Source organism: Bacillus sp. FSL L8-0528 (genome assembly GCF_038593085.1).
GTDB classification, from domain to species: domain Bacteria; phylum Bacillota; class Bacilli; order Bacillales; family Bacillaceae; genus Bacillus; species Bacillus paralicheniformis.
Genome location: NZ_CP151961.1, coordinates 3,706,930 through 3,727,576, shown reverse-complemented (window position 1 = coordinate 3,727,576; position 20,647 = coordinate 3,706,930). Strand labels below are relative to the sequence as shown.

Here is a 20,647-nt window from a genome sequence, read left to right as displayed (position 1 = left end):
GATTTTACAAGATATTTGCTGTTTTGCATATGGGGATTCTCTGGAAATTACGCGGGATCTGATCATTTTGCCGCCTTAAATAAGACGATGAAACAGATAAAATGTTTCATATTTTTAAATTCCTTTTAATGGTGCTCCGAGTTTCTTAGGTTTGAAGAAAGCGAGACAAGGTTAAAGATTATAAAAGACGAGCCTTGTTAGGAGGATATACTGATGAAGGGAAAAAGATCGAATGCCTGGCTTTATTTTTTTGGAGCCTTGGGCGGTGTGCTCTACGGTTATGATACGGGCGTCATTTCCGGGGCGATTTTATTTATGAAAGATGAGCTTGGGCTCAATGCCTTTACAGAAGGGCTGGTTGTCAGCGCAATTTTAATCGGGGCGATTTTCGGATCGGGTTTGTCCGGCAGGCTGACAGACCGCTTTGGGAGAAGAAGGGCGATTATGTCAGCGGCTGTGCTGTATTGCATTGGGGGGCTCGGAACGGCCCTTGCTCCAAGCACGGAATATATGGTGGTTTTCAGGATCGTGCTCGGCCTTGCGGTTGGCTGTTCAACGACCATTGTTCCCTTGTACCTTTCAGAGCTTGCGCCGAAGGAATCTAGGGGCGCGCTTTCTTCATTAAATCAGCTGATGATTACGATCGGGATTCTGGTCTCTTATTTGATCAATTATGCATTTAGTGACGCAGGTGCATGGCGCTGGATGCTGGGCTTGGCTCTTATTCCGTCAATCGGCCTTTTAATCGGTATCTTTTTCATGCCGGAAAGCCCGCGCTGGCTCTTAACAAAAGGAAAAGAAGAGAAAGCGCGACGGGTTTTGTCCAAGATGAGGGGAGGAAAGCAGGTCGACCAGGAAGTCAAAGAAATTAAGGAAGCGGAAAAGCAGGATCAGGGGGGCTTGAAAGAGCTGCTGGAACCGTGGGTGCGCCCGGCGTTAATCGCAGGAGTCGGACTGGCGTTTCTCCAGCAATTTATTGGAACCAACACGATTATTTACTATGCCCCAAAAACGTTTACGAATGTCGGATTTGAAGATTCGGCAGCCATTTTGGGGACAGTCGGCATCGGTACGGTCAATGTTCTGATGACGCTTGTGGCGATCCGCTTTATTGACAGGATTGGCCGGAAGCCGCTTTTATTATTTGGAAATGCCGGCATGGTCATCAGTTTGATCGTGCTTTCTTTCACCAATATCTTTTTTGGCAATACCGCTGGTGCGGCATGGACGACTGTCATCTGTTTAGGTGTGTTTATCGTCGTATTTGCCGTCAGCTGGGGGCCGATCGTCTGGGTGATGCTGCCTGAGCTGTTCCCCCTTCATGTCAGAGGGGTGGGAACCGGAGTATCGACTTTAATGCTTCATGCAGGGAACTTAATTGTGACATTGAGTTTTCCGGTCCTCATGGAAGCGATGGGCATCAGTTACCTGTTCCTGTGCTATGCGGCCATCGGAATCGCGGCCTTCCTGTTCGTTTTCTTTAAAGTAACAGAAACAAAAGGCAAAAGCCTTGAAGAAATCGAGCAGGATTTACGGAACAGGCACGGCGGAATCACGGGAACTGACACGCAGCCGATAGAACGATAGGCAAAAGGATGGGTATGGCCCCATCCTTTTTTGTGTGAGGAGGCCAGCCGATCATAGCTGATCTCTGTTTTCTCCGTCTTCTGGCTGCGAATCGTCATGGCGCGGCAGATTACCCGTTCTGATCGCCCGAAACACGAGAAAGAAAATAACGAAAACAACCAGCCCTCCGACTAGTATTTGCAGCAGCATCCCAACACCTCCGTTTTCTTCTATGTATGAATCATGGCCGCTCTGCATGACGGTTAATGAAACGTTTGTTTAAAAAACTGAATAAGAACCCGGGTTTATCTCACACTAAAGTCAACTGAACGATAATGGGAGTGTGACGATTTGAAAGCTGTAACGTTTCAAGGGCCTCAGCATGTTGAAGTCAGCCAGGTGGAGGACGCCAAAATTGAAAAAAGCGATGATATCGTAGTCAGAATTACTTCTACGGCGATTTGCGGATCAGACCTCCATCTTTATCAAGGGAATTTTCCTCTTCCGAAAGGCTTCCAGCTTGGCCATGAACCGATGGGAATTGTAGAAGAAACAGGACCTGATGTAACAAAAGTGAAAAAAGGGGACCGGGTCGTCATCCCGTTTACCGTTGCATGCGGACATTGCTTTTATTGCGAAAACAAGCTGGAAAGCCAGTGCGATAATGCCAATCCCCATTATGATTCAGGCGGATATTTCGGCTACTCGGAAAAGTTCGGAAACCACCCTGGCGGACAGGCCGAATATTTAAAAGTGCCGTTTGGGAACTTCACGCCGTTTGTCATCCCTGAATCATGCGAGATGGAGGACGAGTCTCTCCTGTTTTTATCAGACGTCCTGCCAACCGCGTATTGGAGTGTGCTTCACGCTGGCGTCAAAAAGGGAGACACCGTCATTGTCCTCGGCTGCGGACCGGTCGGATTAATGGCGCAGAAGTTTGCCTGGATGGAAGGGGCGAAGCGGGTTATTGCAGTAGACTACTTGTACTACCGTCTAAGGCAGGCTGAAGCGTTAAACCGCGTCGAAGTATTTGACTTTACAAAATATCCTGACATGGGCGAGCATTTAAAGGAGATTACAAAAGGCGGGGCGGATGTCGTGATCGACTGCGTGGGGATGGACGGCAAAAAATCTCCGCTTGAGTATCTGGAGCAAAAACTGAAGCTTCAGGGCGGCACGCTCGGACCGATTCAAATTTCTACAAAGGCAGTCAGAAAGTGCGGGACCGTACAGATTACGGGGGTATATGGAAGCAATTATAATATGTTTCCGCTCGGCGCGTTCTTTTCCAGAAATGTTACGCTGAAAATGGGGCAGGCCCCGGTCATCCATTTGATGCCTAAGATTTACAAGAAGATCGAAGAGAATCAATTTGATCCGAAGGAAATCATTACGCATCAGCTTCCGCTTGAAGAAGCCGGCCGCGCTTACCAATTGTTCAACGGCCATGAAGATGATTGCATTAAAGTGATTTTGAAGCCATAGCGATGATAAAGGCTGCCGAGCTACCGGCAGCCTTTTCGGCGCATTATCTTGCCAGCCATCCGCCATCGACCGCCAGCACATGTCCATTCACATAATCGGACGCCGGCGCCGAAAGGAATACGGCGGCGCCGGCAATGTCATCCGGCTGACCCCAGCGCTCGGCCGGAATCCGTTTTAAGATTTCGGCATTGCGGTTTTGGTCCTCGCGGATCTGCTTTGTATTGTTCGTTGCGATATAGCCCGGCGCAATTGCATTGACCTGGACATTGTACGCCGCCCATTCATTGGCAAAAGACTTCGTCAATCCGGCTACTGCATGCTTGCTTGCCGTATATGCAGGGACGAGAATGCCTCCTTGAAATGAAAGAAGCGAGGCAATATTGATAATTTTCCCCTGCTTTCGCTCAATCATCTGCCGGCCGACAGCCTGCGTCAGCAAAAATAAGCTGTTCAAATTGACATTGATCACCGCTTCCCAGTTCTCCCGGGAAAAATCAGCCGCTTTTTCTCTGCGGATCGTCCCGGCATTATTGACGAGAATATCAATCTGATGACGGTCAAGCACCTCTTTTGCAAAGGCCTCCACCTCGTCAAGGCTGCCCATATCAAGCTGATAAGATGTAAACGCTCTGCCGGCTTCTTCGATCAGCCGCTTTGTTTCATCAAGTCCGCTCGTATGTGAAGTGCCGATGATATCCGCTCCCGCTTTTGCCAGCGCTTCGGCAATTCCTTTGCCGATTCCAGTTCCCGGGCCTGTGACAAGCGCCGTTTTGCCTTCAAGTGAAAAATACGATTCAAGATATCCCATCTCACGTTCACGCCCTTACCGTATGACATTCATCGGGACAGCATCCATGTCCTTAAATGTGTAGTTTTCTCCGGCCATCGCCCATATAAAGCAGTAGTTGGATGTGCCTGAGCCCGAGTGGACAGACCACGCGGGTGAAATGACTGCCTGTTCGTTGCCGACGACAAGATGCCTTGTCTCCGTCGGTTCGCCCATGAAATGAAACACCTTTGCATCTTCAGCAAGGTCAAGATACAGATAAGCCTCCATCCGCCGGTCATGAACATGCGCCGGCATCGTGTTCCATGTGTTATTGGGTTCAAGAAACGTAATGCCCATCATCAGCTGGCAGCTTTGGATGCCATCTGCGTGAATCACTTTGTATAGATTGCGGACATTTGAAGAGGCTTCTTCTCCTAAATGATCGTATGGAAGCTCTGAAAGCGAAGCTTTTTGCACCGGATACTTTTGATGTGCCGTCGCTGAGATGAAATAAAACTTGGCTCCGCCTTCATTCAAGCTTGAGAAGGAAACGTCTTTATTTCCCAGGCCGATATAAAGAAAATCTTTGTGCTCCAGTACGTATTCTTCATCACCGACTTTGACCGCACCGGGCTTGCCGACATTCACAATCCCGATTTCGCGCCGTTCCAGAAAATAGTCCGTTTTTAAAAAATCACCGGCATCGAGCGCGATGGACTCCTTCACTGGAACAGCCCCGCCGATCACGACTCTGTCTTCATGCGAATACACCATGTTCAGTTTGTTTTCAACAAACAATGACTCTATTAAAAAATGCTCACGAAGCTCTGCGGTTGTGAATCGTTTCGCTTGTTCTGGATGAACAGAATAACGATTTTCCATACCTTCTCCTCCTTGAATTGGACGTTTTTAGACTAACTTGAATGAAGGGCCCAAAGTTTTTGGTAACGGTTTCAAACATGAATTCTAAAGTAAATAATGGAAACCGTCAACAGTCTTTTCGTTTTTTTCTGAATATTGTCAAGCTCAATCTTGAAAAATTTAAAAATACTCTTCCAAATTTTAAATGATGTGATATGCTGATGGTATAAAGTTTTTGAAATCGGTTTCAAATCATAAGGTCATAGGAGTACTTGAATGAAGGATAAGCAAACAGCGAAAGTAACCATCAATGAAGTAGCCGCACATGCAGGCGTATCAAAATCAACGGTTTCCCGTTATATCAACGGGAAGATTGATGCCATCTCACCGAAAAAGGTGAAAAGCATCAAAAAAGCAATCGAGGAGCTTCATTACCGCCCCAGTCAGATGGCGCAGGGGCTGAAGGTGAAAAAAAGCAAGGTTATCGGATTTTTGGTCGCGGATATTACAAACCCGTTTTCAGTTGCCACCTTGAGAGGGGTGGAAGAGGTTTGCGATCAGTACGGGTACAGCATCATGGTCTGCAACACGGACAACAGTCCTGAAAAAGAACGGGAGATGCTGCACAAGCTGAACGCGCATTACATTGAAGGGCTGATTATGAATACAACGGGAAGAAACAACGATGTGCTCATGGATTTAATCAGCCAGGATGTGTCGATTGTGCTCGTTGACCGGAAAGTGCCCGGGCTCAAGATCGATACAGTTACAACGAACAACCGCGAAGTGACAAGTCAAATCGTCAATCTCATGTATGACAAAGGCTATGCCCAGGTCGGTCTGTTTACCGAGCCGATTAAAGGGATCAGTCCAAGGGAGGAAAGGGTTTCCGCCTATACAGAAATCGCGCTTCAACGCAATGCCGGCGGCAATCCCCTTGTATATGAGGCAGATGTAAAGGACAAAGAATCTCTTTTACAGTCCGTCAAAAGCTTTTTGGAAATGAAAGAAGGGAAAAAAGCCATTCTTGGAAACAACGGGCTTCTGATGCTGAAAATTATCAGCTGCCTTTATGAGCTTGGCATCTCAATTCCGGAAGACGTCGGAATTGCCGGATTTGATGATACGGAATGGTATAAATTGATCGGTCCGGGCATTACGACCATCGCCCAGCCGTCGCATGAAATGGGCAGGGCCGCCATGGAGCGGATCATCAAACGGATTGAAGGAGATGAAAGTGCTCCGCAGACGATTCAGCTTGAGGCGGAGCTTGTTCTCAGACAGTCGCTGTAGAACTCGTCAAATGGAAACACTCATACACCCGATAATTTAGGGGAGAGTGTTTTTCTGCAACTTTTTTTGAAACCGGTACCATTTCGAAAGGAGTGTGAAATCATGTCGCTTGATGTGATGACATTCGGAGAATCGATGGCTATGTTTTACGCAAATGAAACAGGCGGACTGGATGAGGCTTCTTCGTTTTCCAAGGCTCTTGCCGGAGCGGAAACAAACGTTGCCGTCGGACTGTCGCGCCTGGGCTTTCGAGTCGGCTGGATGAGCAAGGTCGGCGCCGATTCGCTTGGAACTTTTATTTTAAATGAATTGAAAAAAGAAGGCGTCGACATCTCTGAAGTCAAACGCAGTGCAGACCGGCAGACAGGCATCCTGCTCAAGTCAAAGGTTGAAAGCGGGGATCCTGATGTCACGTATTACCGCAGCGGATCAGCCGCAAGCACGATGAGCATTGATGACTACCCGGCAGATTATTTCAAAGGAGCCAAACATATGCATGTGACAGGCATACCTCCTGCCCTTTCAAGGGAAATGCGGGGCTTCGCCCGCCACGCCGTTCACCAGATGAAAAAAGACGGAAAGACGATTTCGTTTGACCCGAATCTCCGCTTCCAGCTTTGGCCGGACCAGCAGACAATGGTTCACACGATTAATGAGATCGCCGCGCAGGCAGACTGGTTTCTGCCTGGGATCAATGAAGGAAAACTCCTGACAGGCTGCAATTCTCCCGAGGATATCGCTAAATATTATGTGATGCAGGGGGTCAAGGTAATTGTCATCAAGCTTGGAAAAGAGGGAGCTTATTACCGGACACATGACAAAGAGGGTTATGTACCGGGTTATCAGGTGAAGAAGGTTGTTGATACCGTTGGCGCTGGTGACGGTTTTGCCGTCGGTATGATCAGCGGTCTATTAGACGGATTGCCGCTGGAAGAAGCAGTTCAGAGGGCAAATGCGATCGGAGCGCTGGCCGTCATGGCTCCGGGTGATATGGACGGTCTGCCGTCAAGGGATCAATTGAAAGCTTTTATGGCTATAGAGGTAAACAACCAAAAAACAGGAGGTTGACCGTAATGGAAATGTCTATGATCGGAAAAGTGCAAGAACAGCTGGCCGGGGCCGGGCTGATCGCGGTCGTCCGCGCAGGCAGTAAGGAAGCTGCTGAGGAAAGCATTCACAGATTGGTCGACAAAGGAATTACTGCGATTGAAATCACATATACGACGCCGGGAGCGTCTGAGCTGATTGAAAAATTTGCAGGAAAAGACGGCCTTCTTGTCGGAGCCGGAACGGTGGTTGAAAGCGAACAGGCGAGGGAAGCCGCGGCAGCGGGGGCAAAATTCATCGTCAGTCCGGGCTTTTCGGAAAAATTGGCTGAGGAAGCCGCCTCATTGCATACATTTTTTATTCCCGGCGTATTAACACCGAGCGAAATTATGGAAGCGGTCTCAAAGGGTTTTCGGGTTCTTAAGCTGTTTCCAGGGGGGACTTCCGGGATTCCTTACATGAAAAACCTCGCCGGCCCCTTTCCGAAGGTTCGATTCATACCAACAGGCGGGATCCATCCGGGCGATGTGGAGAAATGGCTCGATGCCGGAGCATTGGCAGTTGGAGTGGGAAGCCAGCTGAACAAAGTGTCAGAAGCGGATCTCCAGCGTATCTTTCAGCGGCGGATTCGGCAGAATTAAAGCGTGCGCAGCGTGAAAAGACTTCAGATTTTGCAAGATCGACAGCTTTGCTTTTTCATTAATTTCTAGAATGGGAGAAAAAATGATGAAAATTAAAGCAACGATTGAACGTGTGCCGGGCGGCATGATGATCATTCCGCTCTTTCTGGGCGCAACGCTGAATACGTTTGCTCCGGGAACTGCGGAGTTTTTCGGCGGATTTACAGGCGCCCTGATTACCGGAACGCTGCCGATTTTAGGAGTATTTATCTTTTGCGTTGGTGCAACAATAGATTTTCGTTCTTCAGGATATATTGCGAGGAAGGGACTGACGCTTCTGATCGGCAAAGTCGTCATTGCCGCATTATTAGGTTTGATCGCAGCGCAGTTCATTCCAGACGAAGGCATTCAAAGCGGGTTTTTTGCCGGACTGTCAGTGCTTGCTATTGTAGCCGTTATGAATGAAACGAACGGCGGTCTGTATTTAGCGTTAATGAACCATATGGGAAGAAAGGAAGACGCCGGTGCTTTCGCCTTTATCAGCACGGAATCGGGCCCGTTTATGACGATGGTCACTTTCGGTGTGACAGGGCTCGCGGCATTTCCCTGGGAGACGCTGGCTGCAACCGTCATCCCGTTTTTACTCGGCTGCATTCTCGGAAACCTTGACCCTGAATTGCGCGATTTGTTCGGAAAAGTCGTACCGGCGATCATTCCATTCTTCGCATTTTCATTGGGAAACACGCTCGATTTTAAAATGTTGATCCAATCCGGCCTTTTAGGCATTGTTGTCGGCGTATCAGTCGTCGTTCTCTCGGGTGCTTCTCTATACCTGCTGGACCGCTTTGTCGCAAGAGGAGACGGCGTCGCGGGCGTCGCGGCATCATCAACGGCCGGGGCTGCGGTAGCCGTGCCGTATGCGCTTGCCGATGCAAACCCCATGTTTGCGCCGGTGGCTGATTCAGCGACCGCGATCATCGCGACAAGCGTCATTGTCACCTCGCTCCTGACGCCGCTTGCAACCGTCTGGATCGAAAAACGGACAAGACAAAGAAAACCTCCGAAACAAATGACGATCGATTACAAGTAATTTCGCCGCTGACGCACCGGGACATTTTGTCCGGGGCGTTTTTTTATGACCGTTTTTAAATAACGTCACCAAATTGCTAAATTTAGCGGGTGTCATTTGTGCTAATATCAATATATAGTGTCTGATGAAAAGATGAACACTATATATGCTATTTTTTAGGAGAGATTAGGATGACAACAGGCTTTAAAGAACAGGGATTATTACAATTAACAGAAACATTTCATGATATCGTCGGGTATGGAGATCACGATATTATGCAGGAAAATGCCAACGTAGACGGCCGCTCCCCGATGGGGCAAATGAGCCGGTTTGCATCCGAAAGTTCCAGACATTATGCGCTCCATTACTTAATGTCGCCGGAAATCAAGAAAGCAGTCGATGACAACTTGATATACCCGCACGATTTAGACTATATGCCGAGCGGGACAACGACTTGCTGCCAGATACCTTTGGGCCGGCTGTTAAAAGACGGATTCCATACAGGCCACGGCTCCCTCAGGGAACCGAAGGACATTATGAGCGCATTGTCACTCGCATCCATCATTTTTCAATCGAATCAAAATATGCAGCACGGCGGCCAGTCATTTCCGATGTTCGATTACGACCTGGCGCCTTACGTCCGCAAAACGTACGAAAAGCATCTCGCGAAAATCAAACAATACCCGACAACTTTGACAGAAGAAGAGATAAGGGAAAGAGCGTGGGAAGAAACGGACAACACAACTTACCAAGCGTGCGAAGCCTTTATACATAATGCCAACAGCATGCATTCGCGGGGCGGCGGACAGGTTCCGTTTGTTTCAATTAATTACGGCACGGATACGTCAAGGGAAGGCCGCCTTTTGATCAAAAATATTCTGAAGGCGACAAAAGCAGGTCTCGGCAAGGGTGAGACGCCGATTTTTCCGATTCAGATCTTCAAAATGAAAGAAGGCGTCAACGTCGATCAAACAGACCCTAACTATGACTTGTACCGGCTTGCATTGGAAACAAGCGCTGAAAGGCTGTTTCCGAACTTCAGCTTTATCGATTCGCCCGTGAATAAACCTTTTTATGACGGAACACCGGAGAGCGAAATCGCTTATATGGGATGCAGAACGCGCGTCATGTCCAATATTCATGGGAAAGAAAACAGCATCGGCAGAGGGAATTTGTCATTCACCTCGATCAACATTGTCAAAATAGCACTGCTCAGCGAAAACGTTGAACAGTTTTTTGCTTTGTTAAACCGCTACATGGAATTAACGATTCAACAGCTGCTTGAACGGTACGCCTTTCAATGCAAAAAAAGAGCAAAAGACTTTAAGTTCCTGTATTCGCAAGGCATCTGGCATGAAAGCGAGAAGCTTGATCCTGAGGACACGCTCGAGGATGTGCTAAAGCACGGAACATTGAGCATCGGATTTATCGGACTGGCTGAAGCTTTGACTGCATTGACCGGAAAACATCACGGAGAAAGCGAGGAGTCGTTTGAACTCGGCAAAAAAATCGTTCAGTCGATGAGAGATAAGGCCGATGAAGCCACAGAAAAACATAAGCTGAACTTTTCCTTGATCGCCACACCGGCAGAAGGACTTTCTGGGAAATTTGTCAAAAAAGATAAATTGGAGTTCGGTTCGATCCACAATGTCACAGACCGGATCTACTATACGAACTCGTTTCACATTCCTGTTCACTATAAGCTGACTGCGGTTGAAAAGATCAGAAAAGAAGCGCCGTTCCATTTGATGTGCAATGGCGGGCATATCAGCTACATTGAGCTGGACGGAGACCCGAAAAAAAACATTAAAGCGATGGACATGCTTGTGACCGCCATGCGCCGGTCAGGCATGGGTTACGCCTCGATAAACCATCCAGTCGACCACTGCAAGGCGTGCGGATTTACCGGAATCATCGATAACGAGTGCCCGCAGTGCAAAAATTGCGATGAGACTTTGATTGAACGGATCAGACGGATTACGGGATATTTAGTCGGAGATATGTCAAAGTGGAATTCGGCGAAAAGACAAGAAGAAAAGGACAGAGTGAAGCACCTATGAAAGTGATGAATATTATCCATGACAGCATCGTAGACGGAGAAGGACTGAGAACAGTCGTGTTTTTAGCGGGCTGCCCGCATATGTGTGAAGGCTGCCATAATAAACAAAGCTGGAATATCAATAACGGATTTGATATGAGTGTAGACGAAGTATTTGAGGAAATTATGAAAAATCCGCTTACAAACGTCACCTATTCAGGAGGAGAGCCGCTTTTGCATGCGGGCGAACTGATCGAACTGTCTGAGAGAATTAAGCAGCAATCCGAAAAGGACATCTGGCTTTACAGCGGCTATACGTACGAACAAATCTTGAAAAATGAAAAGCACAGCGCCTTGCTGGCCTATTGCGATGTCCTGGTAGACGGCCCGTTCGAAATCAAAAAAAGGGACTTGACGCTCCTTTACAGAGGAAGCTCAAACCAGCGCATTATCGAGCTGGCATAATCTGAAACAGAAGCCTCCGGGGCTTCTGTTTCAGCGTGTCGACAAACCCTCGTATTCGTTGTCAGGCCTGCGCGTCGGTGCTCACGAATTCCAACATTCGCTCCGCTCCGATGCTCGGCCTTCCTAGACTGCAAGGGTTTTCAATCACGCTGAAAGGATGACAAAATCCCAAAACAAAAAGCCGTTTTGGGATTTTGTCAACAATCTAAAACAGAAGCCTCTGGGGCTTCTGTTTTTCCTTTCCGGCATTGACTTCTATCGAGATAACGTCATAATAAATATGAAAAGGTTTATATTTTATCATACATGTCTATCAATAAAAGAAAGCGTTTTATTTACATAAGATAATCGTGAATTAAGGGAGGAGATGGCTTCATGACTCAATCACCGATATTTCTGCAGCCTGAGTTTAAAGAGAGGATCTGGGGGGGAGCGGCTTTGCGCGAGACATTCGGCTATGACATTCCCTCTGATTTGACAGGTGAATGCTGGGCCATTTCCGCCCATCCAAACGGGCCTAACCTCGTTGCTTCGGGTCCTTACAAAGGAAAAACGCTTGCCGAGCTTTGGGACGAGCACCGCGAATTGTTCGGCGGTGCAGAGGGAGACCGTTTCCCGCTGTTAACGAAAATACTTGATGCCAATCAAGACCTTTCCGTTCAAGTCCACCCCGATGACTACTATGCGGGCGAACACGAAAACGGGGAACTCGGTAAGACAGAATGCTGGTATATCATCGATTGCAAAGAAGGTGCCGAGATCGTTTACGGCCATACGGCGAGAACGCGGACAGAGCTGGTCACCATGATCAACAGCGGTGATTGGGACAACCTGTTAAGGCGGATCAAAATCAAGCCGGGCGATTTTTATTATGTGCCAAGCGGCACGATCCACGCTCTTTGCGAAGGGACGGTCGTTTTGGAGACACAGCAGAGCTCCGATACGACGTACAGGGTATATGATTATGACCGGACCGATCAAAATGGAGAAAAGCGCGAGCTTCACCTGACACAGGCGATCAATGTCACAACAGTACCGCACGTTGACAGCTATGTTGACGAATCGACAGAAACTCAAAAGGGGATTACCATTAAGACTTTTGTAGAAGCCGAATATTTCTCCGTATACAAATGGGAGATCGACGGTGCCGCTGAGCTGACCCAGGATGCCCCTTTCCTGTTATGCAGTGTGATTGAAGGAGAAGGAAAGCTCACTCAGGGCGGAGAATTATTTCCGATCAGCAAAGGAACAAATTTTATCCTGCCGGCGGAAACCAATGACTTTACAATAGAAGGAACATGCGAACTAATCGTGTCTCACATATAAAAAGCTTGACGGTCTTCAAAAGAAGGCCGTTAAGCTTTTTTATTGTGAAAAAATAATCCGGCTCGCCGATAAAAAGAGAAAGCAAGTTTTTGAAATTAGGAGGCTTGTAGGCGAGGGGAGTAGAGAATGTGAAAAACATTAGAAAAACCGTTATTTTTGCTGCAATCATTTTGCTCATACATACGGCAGTCCCGGCAATCCCTGCTTTAGCAGCATATACCGATACTTCCGTCTATAAAATTGAAACAACAAAAGAGTTTAATAGCGAAAGGGAAGCGCTCAAAGCAGCCGAACAACTGAAAAAGGACACGGGATGGAAAGCCGAGGTCAAACCTTCAGGGAAAAACGGGACAACTTACGTTTTGACCACAGGGGGGATAGAAGGGGAGAGCAGGGCTAAAAATCTGCTTTTGCAGTTTGAAAAAGAAACCGGTTTGAAGGCGTCCTATGGTCCGATTGGACAGAAAGAACCGTTTTCCAAAGCGGTATCAAAGGAATTTGCCGGTGAAGCAAAAGCAAAGGAATGGGCGCTCCAATTTGAAAAAGAAACGGGGCTGAAAGCAACCTATACACTTGCAGGAAACATGGAAGCTTACGTGAAGGTTGCCACCGGAGGAATCGAAGGCGAAGACAACACGAAAGCCATCCTCGATCGTTTTCAAAAAGCGACCGGCCTCAAAGCGTCGTACGCACCATACGGAGCGGGACAAGTGCTCGTCAAGCTTTATTCAGGAGAAATCGCAGATGAGAGCAAAGCGAAAAGCCTGCTTGTCCAATTTGAAAAAGAAACCGCTCTTAAAGGAACGATAGAAACAGTAAAGAAACAACAGCCAAGATATAAAATTGTGACAGGTGCGATACAAGGCGAAACAAACGCAAAAAATCTGCTGAAGCAGTTTGAAAAAGAGCTCAAGGTCAAAGGGGCATATGAAGCCGCCGGTCACCCGGCGCAGCTTTACAATGTGAAATCGGGATATTTTAATGACGAAAAGACCGCGAAAAATGCCGCCGGCCAAATTAAAAAGAATACCGGTCTCACCTCAAGCACGGAAAAGGTAAAAGGCACGCGTTTCTGGATCGTCAGCATGAAAAGCGTAGACAGTCAAAACCTTAAAAAAGTCGACGCCTTTTTTAAAAAGAAAACGTGGCGTTATACTGCTGCAAAGGCAGGGAGAAAGCAGACATCTTTCAGAATCGTTTCCGTCCCGGTTTCAGATCAAAAGAAAGCAAACGACGGTATCCGGTTTTTTAAAAACAAAAACATTCAGGCTTCCGCCCAAAGCGCCGTCAGCACGACCGTCAGCCGCTTCCGGATCGCGTCCGGTGAAACAGCCGTCCAAGCGCGAATCAATAAAGGACTGGAATTCTTTAAGAAAAACGGTGCGGCGGGAACGGCTGGACCAACAGGAAAAAAAGTGTACAGCCATTATCAGCTGACAACGGAATCCGTATACGGACAGGACAAAGTGACGAAGGCGCTCAATTTCTTTAAAGAAACAGGCATTCACGCAGAGGCCGTCAAGACCGGCCAGTATGACAGCCGCTACAAACTGAGTTCGGAAGCTCTGATCGGCTCGAAGAAATTACAGCATGCGCTCGAATTTTTCAGCAAGCGGAGTATACCGGGCAAGATTGAACAAACGGGTGAGTACGGCTACAGGCAGTACCGGGTGACGACAGGTCAGATCACAAGCAAAGCAGATCTCGACAAGGGACTGAATGTCTTTAAGAAGAACAATGTCAGCGCAACTTATCAAACAAAGTCGGTCAGCCTGTTTCACATCTCAATCAATGAACAATTTACAAGGAAAGACCGTGCAGTTGCTGCCGCCAATCGGATTAAAACGAATTACGGCTGGCCGGTGAATATCGTCAAAGTGAAAAACGGCCCGCAAATCACAACGACTGACTACGGAATCACGCTCAGCCAGATGGTCGACAAACAGATGAAAGTCAGCCCGCAAACGGATGCGCCGGCTTATGTTTCATTAAGCTACATCAATACGGCGAACCAAACCGTCACGGCTGATCTGCTGAATATCAGGTCAAGCCCCCTTGTGACAGGCGGCAATATCATTGGACAGCTGCAAAAAGGGGATAAAGTCAATATCATCTCTCAGGAAAACGGCTGGGCAAAAATCAGAATGAATTGGCGTAATGCCAGCAGAGAAGAAGTCGAGAAATATGTCAACCCGCAAAACTTTACACAAGACAGCTCGGCATACTTCCAATTTTTAAAACTGTCGCAAACGGCCGGCTTGAATGCCGCCGAAGTCAATGCGAAAATCCTTTATAATAAAGGGATTTTGACAGGCAAAGGCCAAGCGTTCATCGACGCGGCAAGAACATACAGCATCAATGAACTGTACCTCATTTCGCACTCGCTCCTTGAGACGGGCAACGGAACTTCCGAGTTGGCCAAAGGAACGATGTTCAACGGCAAAAAGGTTTACAATATGTACGGGGTCGGGGCTTACGACAGCAACCCGCTTTACTACGGTGCAAAATACGCCTATGAACAAAGGTGGTTCACACCTGAGGCCGCCATTATGGGCGGAGCCAAATTCATCGGTGAAAAATACATTCACCACCCGACTTACAAACAGGATACCCTCTATAAAATGAGATGGTCTCCGAACGCCCTTCACCAATATGCGACAGATGTCGGCTGGGCTTATAAGCAGGTGGGGAGAATGTACAGTCTTTATACATTGCTCGATCAATATACGCTGTACTATGATGTGCCGGTTTATCGGTAATCATCATAAAAAGACCGGCCATGTTCCATTAGGAACCGGCCGGTCTTTTTTCATTTGCCGTCATATGCTCGCTCAAAAAGTTCAACAGGCGCATGCTGGCATCGCCTGTTGAATATTGATGCCATTCTTGTGCAAACCTCTTGATCTCTTCCTTTGTGATGGACATTTCTTTGATTTCTTTCAGCAGCATGTCGCTGTCCATGCAGGCTTTGCCGGGAATCACTGCTTCAAAATCATCGATCAGTCCGCGCTTTTCATTATATTCTGCCATATCATATGTGAAAAACAAAATCGGTTTATTTAACAAAGCGTACTCAAAGGCGACTGACGAGTAATCGGAAATCAGGATGTCGCATTCCATCAGCAGATCCTTTAGCGGAACGTCTGATACATCTTTGATCAGCCCTTCGTGTTCTTCAAAGGTAATCTGTTCCCGCACGGCCGGATGCAGTTTGACCAACAGCAGAAATTCTCCCTTCAGTTCCCCGGAGAGCTGCTCCTTAGAGAAAGGGAGGCGAACGGACGTCAAACAATAGTCCCTGTATGTCGGCGCATACAGAATAACCTTTTGGTCCGGACGGTCCGCTGTTTGTCTTCCGGCATGAAAATATTCATCAGTTAACGGAACACCCGTCCGCAAAAAACGGTCATCTTTCACGCCGAATGACCGCTTGAAAATGTCCGCCATTTTCTCCGAGCCGACGGCGATATAATCAAAAGAACGATACACCTTTTTAAACCGCTTGATATCGCCGGCGGATCGATACCTGTTTCCAATATCTTCGAGGCCGAACTTTTTCAAAGCGCCGGACGCATGCCAAATTTGAATGCACGTCGTCTGAGGGCGTTTATTCAATACGCTTGTCAGCAGAAAATAATTATCCGTTAACACGAATTTACACTTAAACATCCGGTATACGGCTTTTATGAGATGAATCGGATTTTTCTCGTTGATCACTTGCGATTGAACGGACGGATATTCATTTGCAAGGGAAACGGCGTGCCTTGTATAAAGGACTTCCATTTCAAACGGCCGGCTGCTGCTGACATACTCATTCAGCAGCGCGCGCGCATTATCCGGAAAGGAAACAAGCAACACAGCTCTGTCGCGTGCTTTTATCCTTTTGAAAATAAAGCCGGTCAAAGCGAGACCGGCCGAGTAAATCATAACCAATAAAGAACGTATATTCATTCGTTACCCAGACTCTTTTCTACAAATCGATTTTGGATTGCTCTTTGATCTGCTCCGGATAGTAGTGCCGCTGTTTTTGAACTCTTTCCTCTTTCAGAACGGAAAAGACATATTTCGGGATGTTCAGCATCCGCTTCCACCTCGTCGGATTGGTCAGCAGGCGGTACATCCATTCAAGATTCAGCTTGATGAACATTTTCGGTGCTCTTTTCACTTTTCCGCTGAACACGTCGAAGCTCCCGCCGATGCCGATCGCAATCGCCTGAGGAAATAAATGCTTATGTTCATAAATAAACTTTTCCTGATGCGGATATCCGAGAGCCACAAAAACCATGTCCGGCTTGGCTGCCGCGATTTGCTTCGCAACTTTGCCTTTGTCTTTGACATAGCCGTGTGAGTACCCGGCCAGCTCAATTCCGGGATATTCGGTTGAAAGCCGATCGGCAACCGCTTGAATAACCTCTTGTTTGGCCCCGTATAAAAAGACTCTTTTCTTTTTGCGGTCAGCCAGGCTCAGGAGGTTGATAAATACATCGTACCCCGCGATCCTCGATTTTAATCTGCTGTTGATCAGCCTTGACGTCAGGACGATGCCGATTCCGTCAGGCAGGATAAAGTCAGCAGATGAAACTGTTTGATAATAATCCTTGTCTTTTGCAGCCGCATACCCGATCTCAGGGTTTACCGTTGCGATAAATGCCCCCTCATTGCGGTCGATAAAGGATTCTTCAAGATGATTCAAAAATCCGGGCAAATCCCCGTTAACATATGCAAGATGATGAACCGTTTCCGTTTGCAGCATAGTTTTTTTCCTCCTTCCGGTTAAGAAGTGTAAGTATATACGAATGTATGAAAGTCGAAGTTTAAGAGACCAGCCCAAAAATTCAGGAGGTCTAACGTATATTTTAGCATAGATCATTCATAAAAGCTTAACAATATCTTTACATTAGATTAAGATTTTTTACGTCTTATTCAGAAAGGGCTCGATTTTTTAAAATAAAATTTGGAATTTCATTTACCGTAAACAATACTTAACGTTTGATAGGCGATGTGCTATAATGAATGATCAGTAAAGACCTGTGAAATGAATGTAACTTATCGAGTGTTTTTGATATATCAATATAGCTTTTCGCCTTAAGATTAGAAAGGAGAGCGCATGACAATGAAGAAAGTCATCACATATGGAACGTTTGATTTATTGCATTGGGGACATATCAAGTTATTGGAACGGGCAAAACAATTGGGGGATTATCTCGTCGTCGCGATTTCGACTGACGAATTCAATCTTCAAAAGCAGAAAAAAGCTTATCACAGCTATGAGCACCGCAAGCTCATTCTAGAAACGATCCGCTACGTAGACGAAGTCATCCCAGAAAAAAACTGGGATCAAAAGGTACAAGATGTGATCGACCATGACATCGATGTATTTGTCATGGGGGATGACTGGGAAGGAAAATTCGACTTCCTGAAGGATTACTGCGAGGTTGTTTACCTTCCGAGAACCGAAGGGATTTCCACGACGAAGATTAAAGAGGAAATCGCGAACCTGTAATGCCGGATCAGCTTAATAAAAATTCAAAAAGTACTTCTTAAACATAATAAGAAGTGCTTTTTGTTTCGTATACGAGTCATTTTAATATAATAAGTATGAACAGCTTTGCTTTTGAATAAAAAAGAGGAGTAGACTGATCTTATGGATAGTGCAATTCCGATAGAATTTCAGCTGCGGGAAATAAAAATGAACGATGCTTGCCTCTATTTTGCGTTCGAAAGTTCTGTCTCTCTTGATCATGTCGGTGTTTTGGCAGTTAACCGCAATTCGAAAAAAGAGATGCGTGTAATTTGTAACAACATAAGCGATTCAAAGCAGTTGAAAGCAGCGGAGATATCTTTAGATGATCTATCTAATCTGATGATAGACGAAACGGTCATCGATTTTTATGTGATATATGAAAATAATGAAAAAAATCAATGTAAAAAGAGGATTTACACAGCCTCAAAACCGATAGAGCTGTCTTGGCATCAAGATCGAGCCAATCAGTTCATTTATTTGCCGTATACGACACGTAAAGGCCATTTTGCTCTTGATGTTCTAAGGAGAAAAGCAGTGGCGGAAACGGACGGCATTAAGTTAAGCTCCGAAGGAAAACTAATGATCGAAGGCTATACTTTTCTGCTTGATGCGGAAGCACGTTCGATGATAAAAAGCAGAAGGCTGGTTTTAAAGGAAATTAGTCAAAAAGATGAGGAAAGGGTTTTTGATTTTCCTTTAAAAGACGTTCAGCGCGGCGATTCAGGTCACGCCGTTGGATTCGAGGCGGAAATTGATTTGAAAAAGCTTTATGAAGAGAACAGGATGCCTGCTTTCTTTCAGTTTTTTATAGAGTACGTAGGTGAAGATGCTGTAACAGGGGAGGAAATCGTTATAAAAAGCAGGGCATTCAGGCTTATAGATGATATAGACCGTTTTTCAATTGTTGACACAAAAAAAGGACCAGCTCGTTTCCACATCTATCCGCAGAAACGAAAAAGGGGCATGCGCCTAAGAATGAACGACTATACGATCAAAACCCGTGCGGTTTATTTTGCGAAAGGAAAAAGCAAAAGGCTGATGTCAGTCATTCGCAAAGGCAAGAATAAAGTAAAGAAAAAGATTTCGGGCATGGTGAAGAGAGCCTACTATTTTACTTTTGGACTGGCCGGCAAACTGCCTGTTAAAAAGAAAACCGTCATTTTTGAAAGCTTTGCCGGCAAGCAGTACAGCTGCAATCCGAGAGCCATTTACGAATATATGAAGGAACATCATCCGGAATACAACTTAATATGGAGTGTAAACCCGAGTTATACAGAGATTTTCGAAGAAAAAAACGTTCCTTATATTCACCGATTCACGCTGAAGTGGCTGTTTGCCATGGCAAGAGCGGAGTATTGGGTTGTAAACAGCCGGCTTCCTTTATGGATTCCAAAACCAAAGCACACGACATATGTGCAGACATGGCACGGGACTCCGCTGAAAAGGCTTGCCGTCGATATGGAAGAAGTGCACATGCCGGGCACCAACACTGAGAAGTACAAGCAAAATTTCACTAAAGAAGCATCGAAGTGGGACTATTTAATATCCCCGAATCGTTATTCAACCGAAATCTTTGCCCGTGCTTTTCAATTCAACAAAACAATGATTGAGTCCGGCTACCCGAGAAATGACTTTCTGTATACAGACAACCGCCCAGAAACGATGAAGGCCATAAAGAGAAAAATGAATATCCCCGAGGATAAAAAGGTCATCTTATATGCACCGACATGGCGGGACGATCAGTTCTATAAAAAAGGAAAATACAAATTTGACCTTGATTTGAATTTGGATAAGCTGCGAGAGGAGATCGGCGATAATTACGTCATCGTTTTAAGAATGCACTATTTAGTCGCAGAAAACTTTGACCTTTCGCCATACAAAGGATTTGCCTATGACTTCTCATCATACGAAGATATTCGCGAACTTTATATGGTATCTGATTTATTAATAACAGATTACTCTTCAGTATTCTTTGATTTCGCAAATCTAAAACGGCCGATGATTTTCTTTGTTCCAGACATCGAAACTTATCGTGACAAGCTGCGCGGCTTTTATTTTGACTTTGAACAAGAAGCACCGGGTCCGTTAGTCAAAACGACCGAAGAAGTAATTGAGAAAATTAAGGAAACAGAGACATCTGACTATCGTCTGCCTGACATTTTTGAGCCTTTTCATGAAAAGTTTTGTTACCTGGAGACGGGCAATTCTTCGGAAAAAGTTGTGAAAACAGTATTTGAATAAATACAAAAAAAGCCATTGCATTCTGTAATGGCTTTTTTGTAAAATATCCTCTGATAACAATAAAGAAAGAAGGCGAGGTTTTCAGAGGATAAAAAATATTCTCTATGAGAGCAAAAATTTTCCAGGTAAAATGTTACAAAAATAGGATTCCTAATTCCCTAAATGGTCTTAACTTTTAAGCAAACTTATGCTATTATAATTTTTATCATAAAAATAATCAACAGTCAAAGATTTAATATAGTGTTTGGAGATGTTGTGAAATCAACAGATGCTGTAAAGCAAAAACAGGTTTAATATTTTTTGCGGGAATGTTAAAATTTCAGTGGTAATTAGTTTGGAATGG

17 protein-coding genes are annotated in these 20,647 nt (G+C 46.0%); 12 read left to right on the top strand and 5 right to left on the bottom strand.

Annotated features, from left to right (window positions below; genetic code table 11):
- Positions 1 to 213 precede the first annotated feature (213 nt).
- On the top strand, positions 214 to 1,587 hold the full coding sequence (locus MHI30_RS19075) for a sugar porter family MFS transporter (protein WP_075751519.1): 1,374 nt from the start codon (positions 214 to 216) through the stop codon (positions 1,585 to 1,587).
- A 51-nt stretch (positions 1,588 to 1,638) separates the two neighbouring features.
- Here MHI30_RS19075 and MHI30_RS19070 read toward each other — a convergent pair whose 3' ends face one another.
- A complete protein-coding gene (locus MHI30_RS19070) occupies positions 1,639 to 1,776 on the bottom strand; it encodes a hypothetical protein (protein ID WP_167564563.1) in 138 nt (45 codons plus the stop codon).
- A 141-nt stretch (positions 1,777 to 1,917) separates the two neighbouring features.
- Between MHI30_RS19070 and MHI30_RS19065 the strand changes: the two genes are divergently transcribed.
- A complete protein-coding gene (locus tag MHI30_RS19065; RefSeq protein WP_075751518.1) occupies positions 1,918 to 3,051 on the top strand; it encodes a zinc-dependent alcohol dehydrogenase in 1,134 nt (377 codons plus the stop codon).
- A 43-nt stretch (positions 3,052 to 3,094) separates the two neighbouring features.
- Here MHI30_RS19065 and kduD read toward each other — a convergent pair whose 3' ends face one another.
- Complete coding sequence (gene kduD / locus MHI30_RS19060; protein ID WP_075751517.1) at positions 3,095 to 3,859, bottom strand: 2-dehydro-3-deoxy-D-gluconate 5-dehydrogenase KduD; 765 nt, start codon at positions 3,857 to 3,859, stop codon at positions 3,095 to 3,097.
- Positions 3,860 to 3,874: 15 nt separating this feature from the next.
- The gene (kduI, locus tag MHI30_RS19055; RefSeq protein WP_020453163.1) at positions 3,875 to 4,702 is read right to left on the bottom strand and encodes a 5-dehydro-4-deoxy-D-glucuronate isomerase; all 828 of its coding nucleotides are present in this window, start codon (positions 4,700 to 4,702) and stop codon (positions 3,875 to 3,877) included.
- Positions 4,703 to 4,957: 255 nt separating this feature from the next.
- Here kduI and MHI30_RS19050 point away from each other — a divergent pair, with 255 nt between their 5' ends.
- From MHI30_RS19050 to MHI30_RS19015, 8 genes are all read left to right on the top strand, one after another.
- A complete protein-coding gene (locus tag MHI30_RS19050; RefSeq protein ID WP_075751516.1) occupies positions 4,958 to 5,974 on the top strand; it encodes a LacI family DNA-binding transcriptional regulator in 1,017 nt (338 codons plus the stop codon).
- 102 nt (positions 5,975 to 6,076) lie between these two features.
- On the top strand, positions 6,077 to 7,042 hold the full coding sequence (locus MHI30_RS19045) for a sugar kinase (protein ID WP_075751515.1): 966 nt from the start codon (positions 6,077 to 6,079) through the stop codon (positions 7,040 to 7,042).
- A gap of 5 nt (positions 7,043 to 7,047) precedes the next feature.
- Positions 7,048 to 7,662, top strand: coding sequence for a bifunctional 4-hydroxy-2-oxoglutarate aldolase/2-dehydro-3-deoxy-phosphogluconate aldolase (locus MHI30_RS19040; RefSeq protein WP_075751514.1), 615 nt, complete (start codon positions 7,048 to 7,050; stop codon positions 7,660 to 7,662).
- Between the two features lie 85 nt (positions 7,663 to 7,747).
- On the top strand, positions 7,748 to 8,731 hold the full coding sequence (kdgT, locus tag MHI30_RS19035) for a 2-keto-3-deoxygluconate transporter (protein ID WP_075751513.1): 984 nt from the start codon (positions 7,748 to 7,750) through the stop codon (positions 8,729 to 8,731).
- 170 nt (positions 8,732 to 8,901) lie between these two features.
- Positions 8,902 to 10,770 (top strand): anaerobic ribonucleoside triphosphate reductase, encoded by a 1,869-nt coding sequence (locus tag MHI30_RS19030; RefSeq protein ID WP_075751512.1) that lies wholly within the window; start codon positions 8,902 to 8,904, stop codon positions 10,768 to 10,770.
- On the top strand, positions 10,767 to 11,213 hold the full coding sequence (gene nrdG, locus MHI30_RS19025) for an anaerobic ribonucleoside-triphosphate reductase activating protein (RefSeq protein WP_020453157.1): 447 nt from the start codon (positions 10,767 to 10,769) through the stop codon (positions 11,211 to 11,213). Before MHI30_RS19030 ends, nrdG begins: the two co-directional genes overlap by 4 nt.
- A gap of 375 nt (positions 11,214 to 11,588) precedes the next feature.
- On the top strand, positions 11,589 to 12,539 hold the full coding sequence (manA, locus tag MHI30_RS19020) for a mannose-6-phosphate isomerase, class I (RefSeq protein ID WP_075751511.1): 951 nt from the start codon (positions 11,589 to 11,591) through the stop codon (positions 12,537 to 12,539).
- A 128-nt stretch (positions 12,540 to 12,667) separates the two neighbouring features.
- Entirely contained in the window at positions 12,668 to 15,298 is a 2,631-nt protein-coding gene (locus MHI30_RS19015; RefSeq protein ID WP_075751510.1) for an N-acetylglucosaminidase, read from the top strand.
- Between the two features lie 28 nt (positions 15,299 to 15,326).
- Here MHI30_RS19015 and MHI30_RS19010 read toward each other — a convergent pair whose 3' ends face one another.
- Complete coding sequence (locus MHI30_RS19010; protein WP_075751509.1) at positions 15,327 to 16,490, bottom strand: CDP-glycerol glycerophosphotransferase family protein; 1,164 nt, start codon at positions 16,488 to 16,490, stop codon at positions 15,327 to 15,329.
- Between the two features lie 19 nt (positions 16,491 to 16,509).
- Complete coding sequence (locus MHI30_RS19005) at positions 16,510 to 17,289, bottom strand: WecB/TagA/CpsF family glycosyltransferase (protein WP_075751826.1); 780 nt, start codon at positions 17,287 to 17,289, stop codon at positions 16,510 to 16,512.
- Positions 17,290 to 17,652: 363 nt separating this feature from the next.
- Between MHI30_RS19005 and tagD the strand changes: the two genes are divergently transcribed.
- Positions 17,653 to 18,042, top strand: coding sequence for a glycerol-3-phosphate cytidylyltransferase (gene tagD / locus MHI30_RS19000; protein WP_011198365.1), 390 nt, complete (start codon positions 17,653 to 17,655; stop codon positions 18,040 to 18,042).
- A 141-nt stretch (positions 18,043 to 18,183) separates the two neighbouring features.
- On the top strand, positions 18,184 to 20,304 hold the full coding sequence (locus tag MHI30_RS18995; RefSeq protein ID WP_075751508.1) for a CDP-glycerol glycerophosphotransferase family protein: 2,121 nt from the start codon (positions 18,184 to 18,186) through the stop codon (positions 20,302 to 20,304).
- Positions 20,305 to 20,647 lie beyond the last annotated feature (343 nt).

Bases quoted from the DNA above. Each gene is read 5' to 3' on its own strand.
- MHI30_RS19010 (WP_075751509.1), bottom strand. From the start codon at position 16,490: ATGAATATACGTTCTTTATTGGTTATGATTTACTCGGCCGGTCTCGCT.
- MHI30_RS18995 (WP_075751508.1), top strand. From the start codon at position 18,184: ATGGATAGTGCAATTCCGATAGAATTTCAGCTGCGGGAAATAAAAATG.
- kduI (WP_020453163.1), bottom strand. From the start codon at position 4,702: ATGGAAAATCGTTATTCTGTTCATCCAGAACAAGCGAAACGATTCACA.
- kduD (WP_075751517.1), bottom strand. From the start codon at position 3,859: ATGGGATATCTTGAATCGTATTTTTCACTTGAAGGCAAAACGGCGCTT.
- MHI30_RS19030 (WP_075751512.1), top strand. From the start codon at position 8,902: ATGACAACAGGCTTTAAAGAACAGGGATTATTACAATTAACAGAAACA.
- manA (WP_075751511.1), top strand. From the start codon at position 11,589: ATGACTCAATCACCGATATTTCTGCAGCCTGAGTTTAAAGAGAGGATC.
- MHI30_RS19050 (WP_075751516.1), top strand. From the start codon at position 4,958: ATGAAGGATAAGCAAACAGCGAAAGTAACCATCAATGAAGTAGCCGCA.
- MHI30_RS19045 (WP_075751515.1), top strand. From the start codon at position 6,077: ATGTCGCTTGATGTGATGACATTCGGAGAATCGATGGCTATGTTTTAC.
- MHI30_RS19040 (WP_075751514.1), top strand. From the start codon at position 7,048: ATGGAAATGTCTATGATCGGAAAAGTGCAAGAACAGCTGGCCGGGGCC.
- MHI30_RS19070 (WP_167564563.1), bottom strand. From the start codon at position 1,776: ATGCTGCTGCAAATACTAGTCGGAGGGCTGGTTGTTTTCGTTATTTTC.
- nrdG (WP_020453157.1), top strand. From the start codon at position 10,767: ATGAAAGTGATGAATATTATCCATGACAGCATCGTAGACGGAGAAGGA.
- kdgT (WP_075751513.1), top strand. From the start codon at position 7,748: ATGAAAATTAAAGCAACGATTGAACGTGTGCCGGGCGGCATGATGATC.
- tagD (WP_011198365.1), top strand. From the start codon at position 17,653: ATGAAGAAAGTCATCACATATGGAACGTTTGATTTATTGCATTGGGGA.
- MHI30_RS19075 (WP_075751519.1), top strand. From the start codon at position 214: ATGAAGGGAAAAAGATCGAATGCCTGGCTTTATTTTTTTGGAGCCTTG.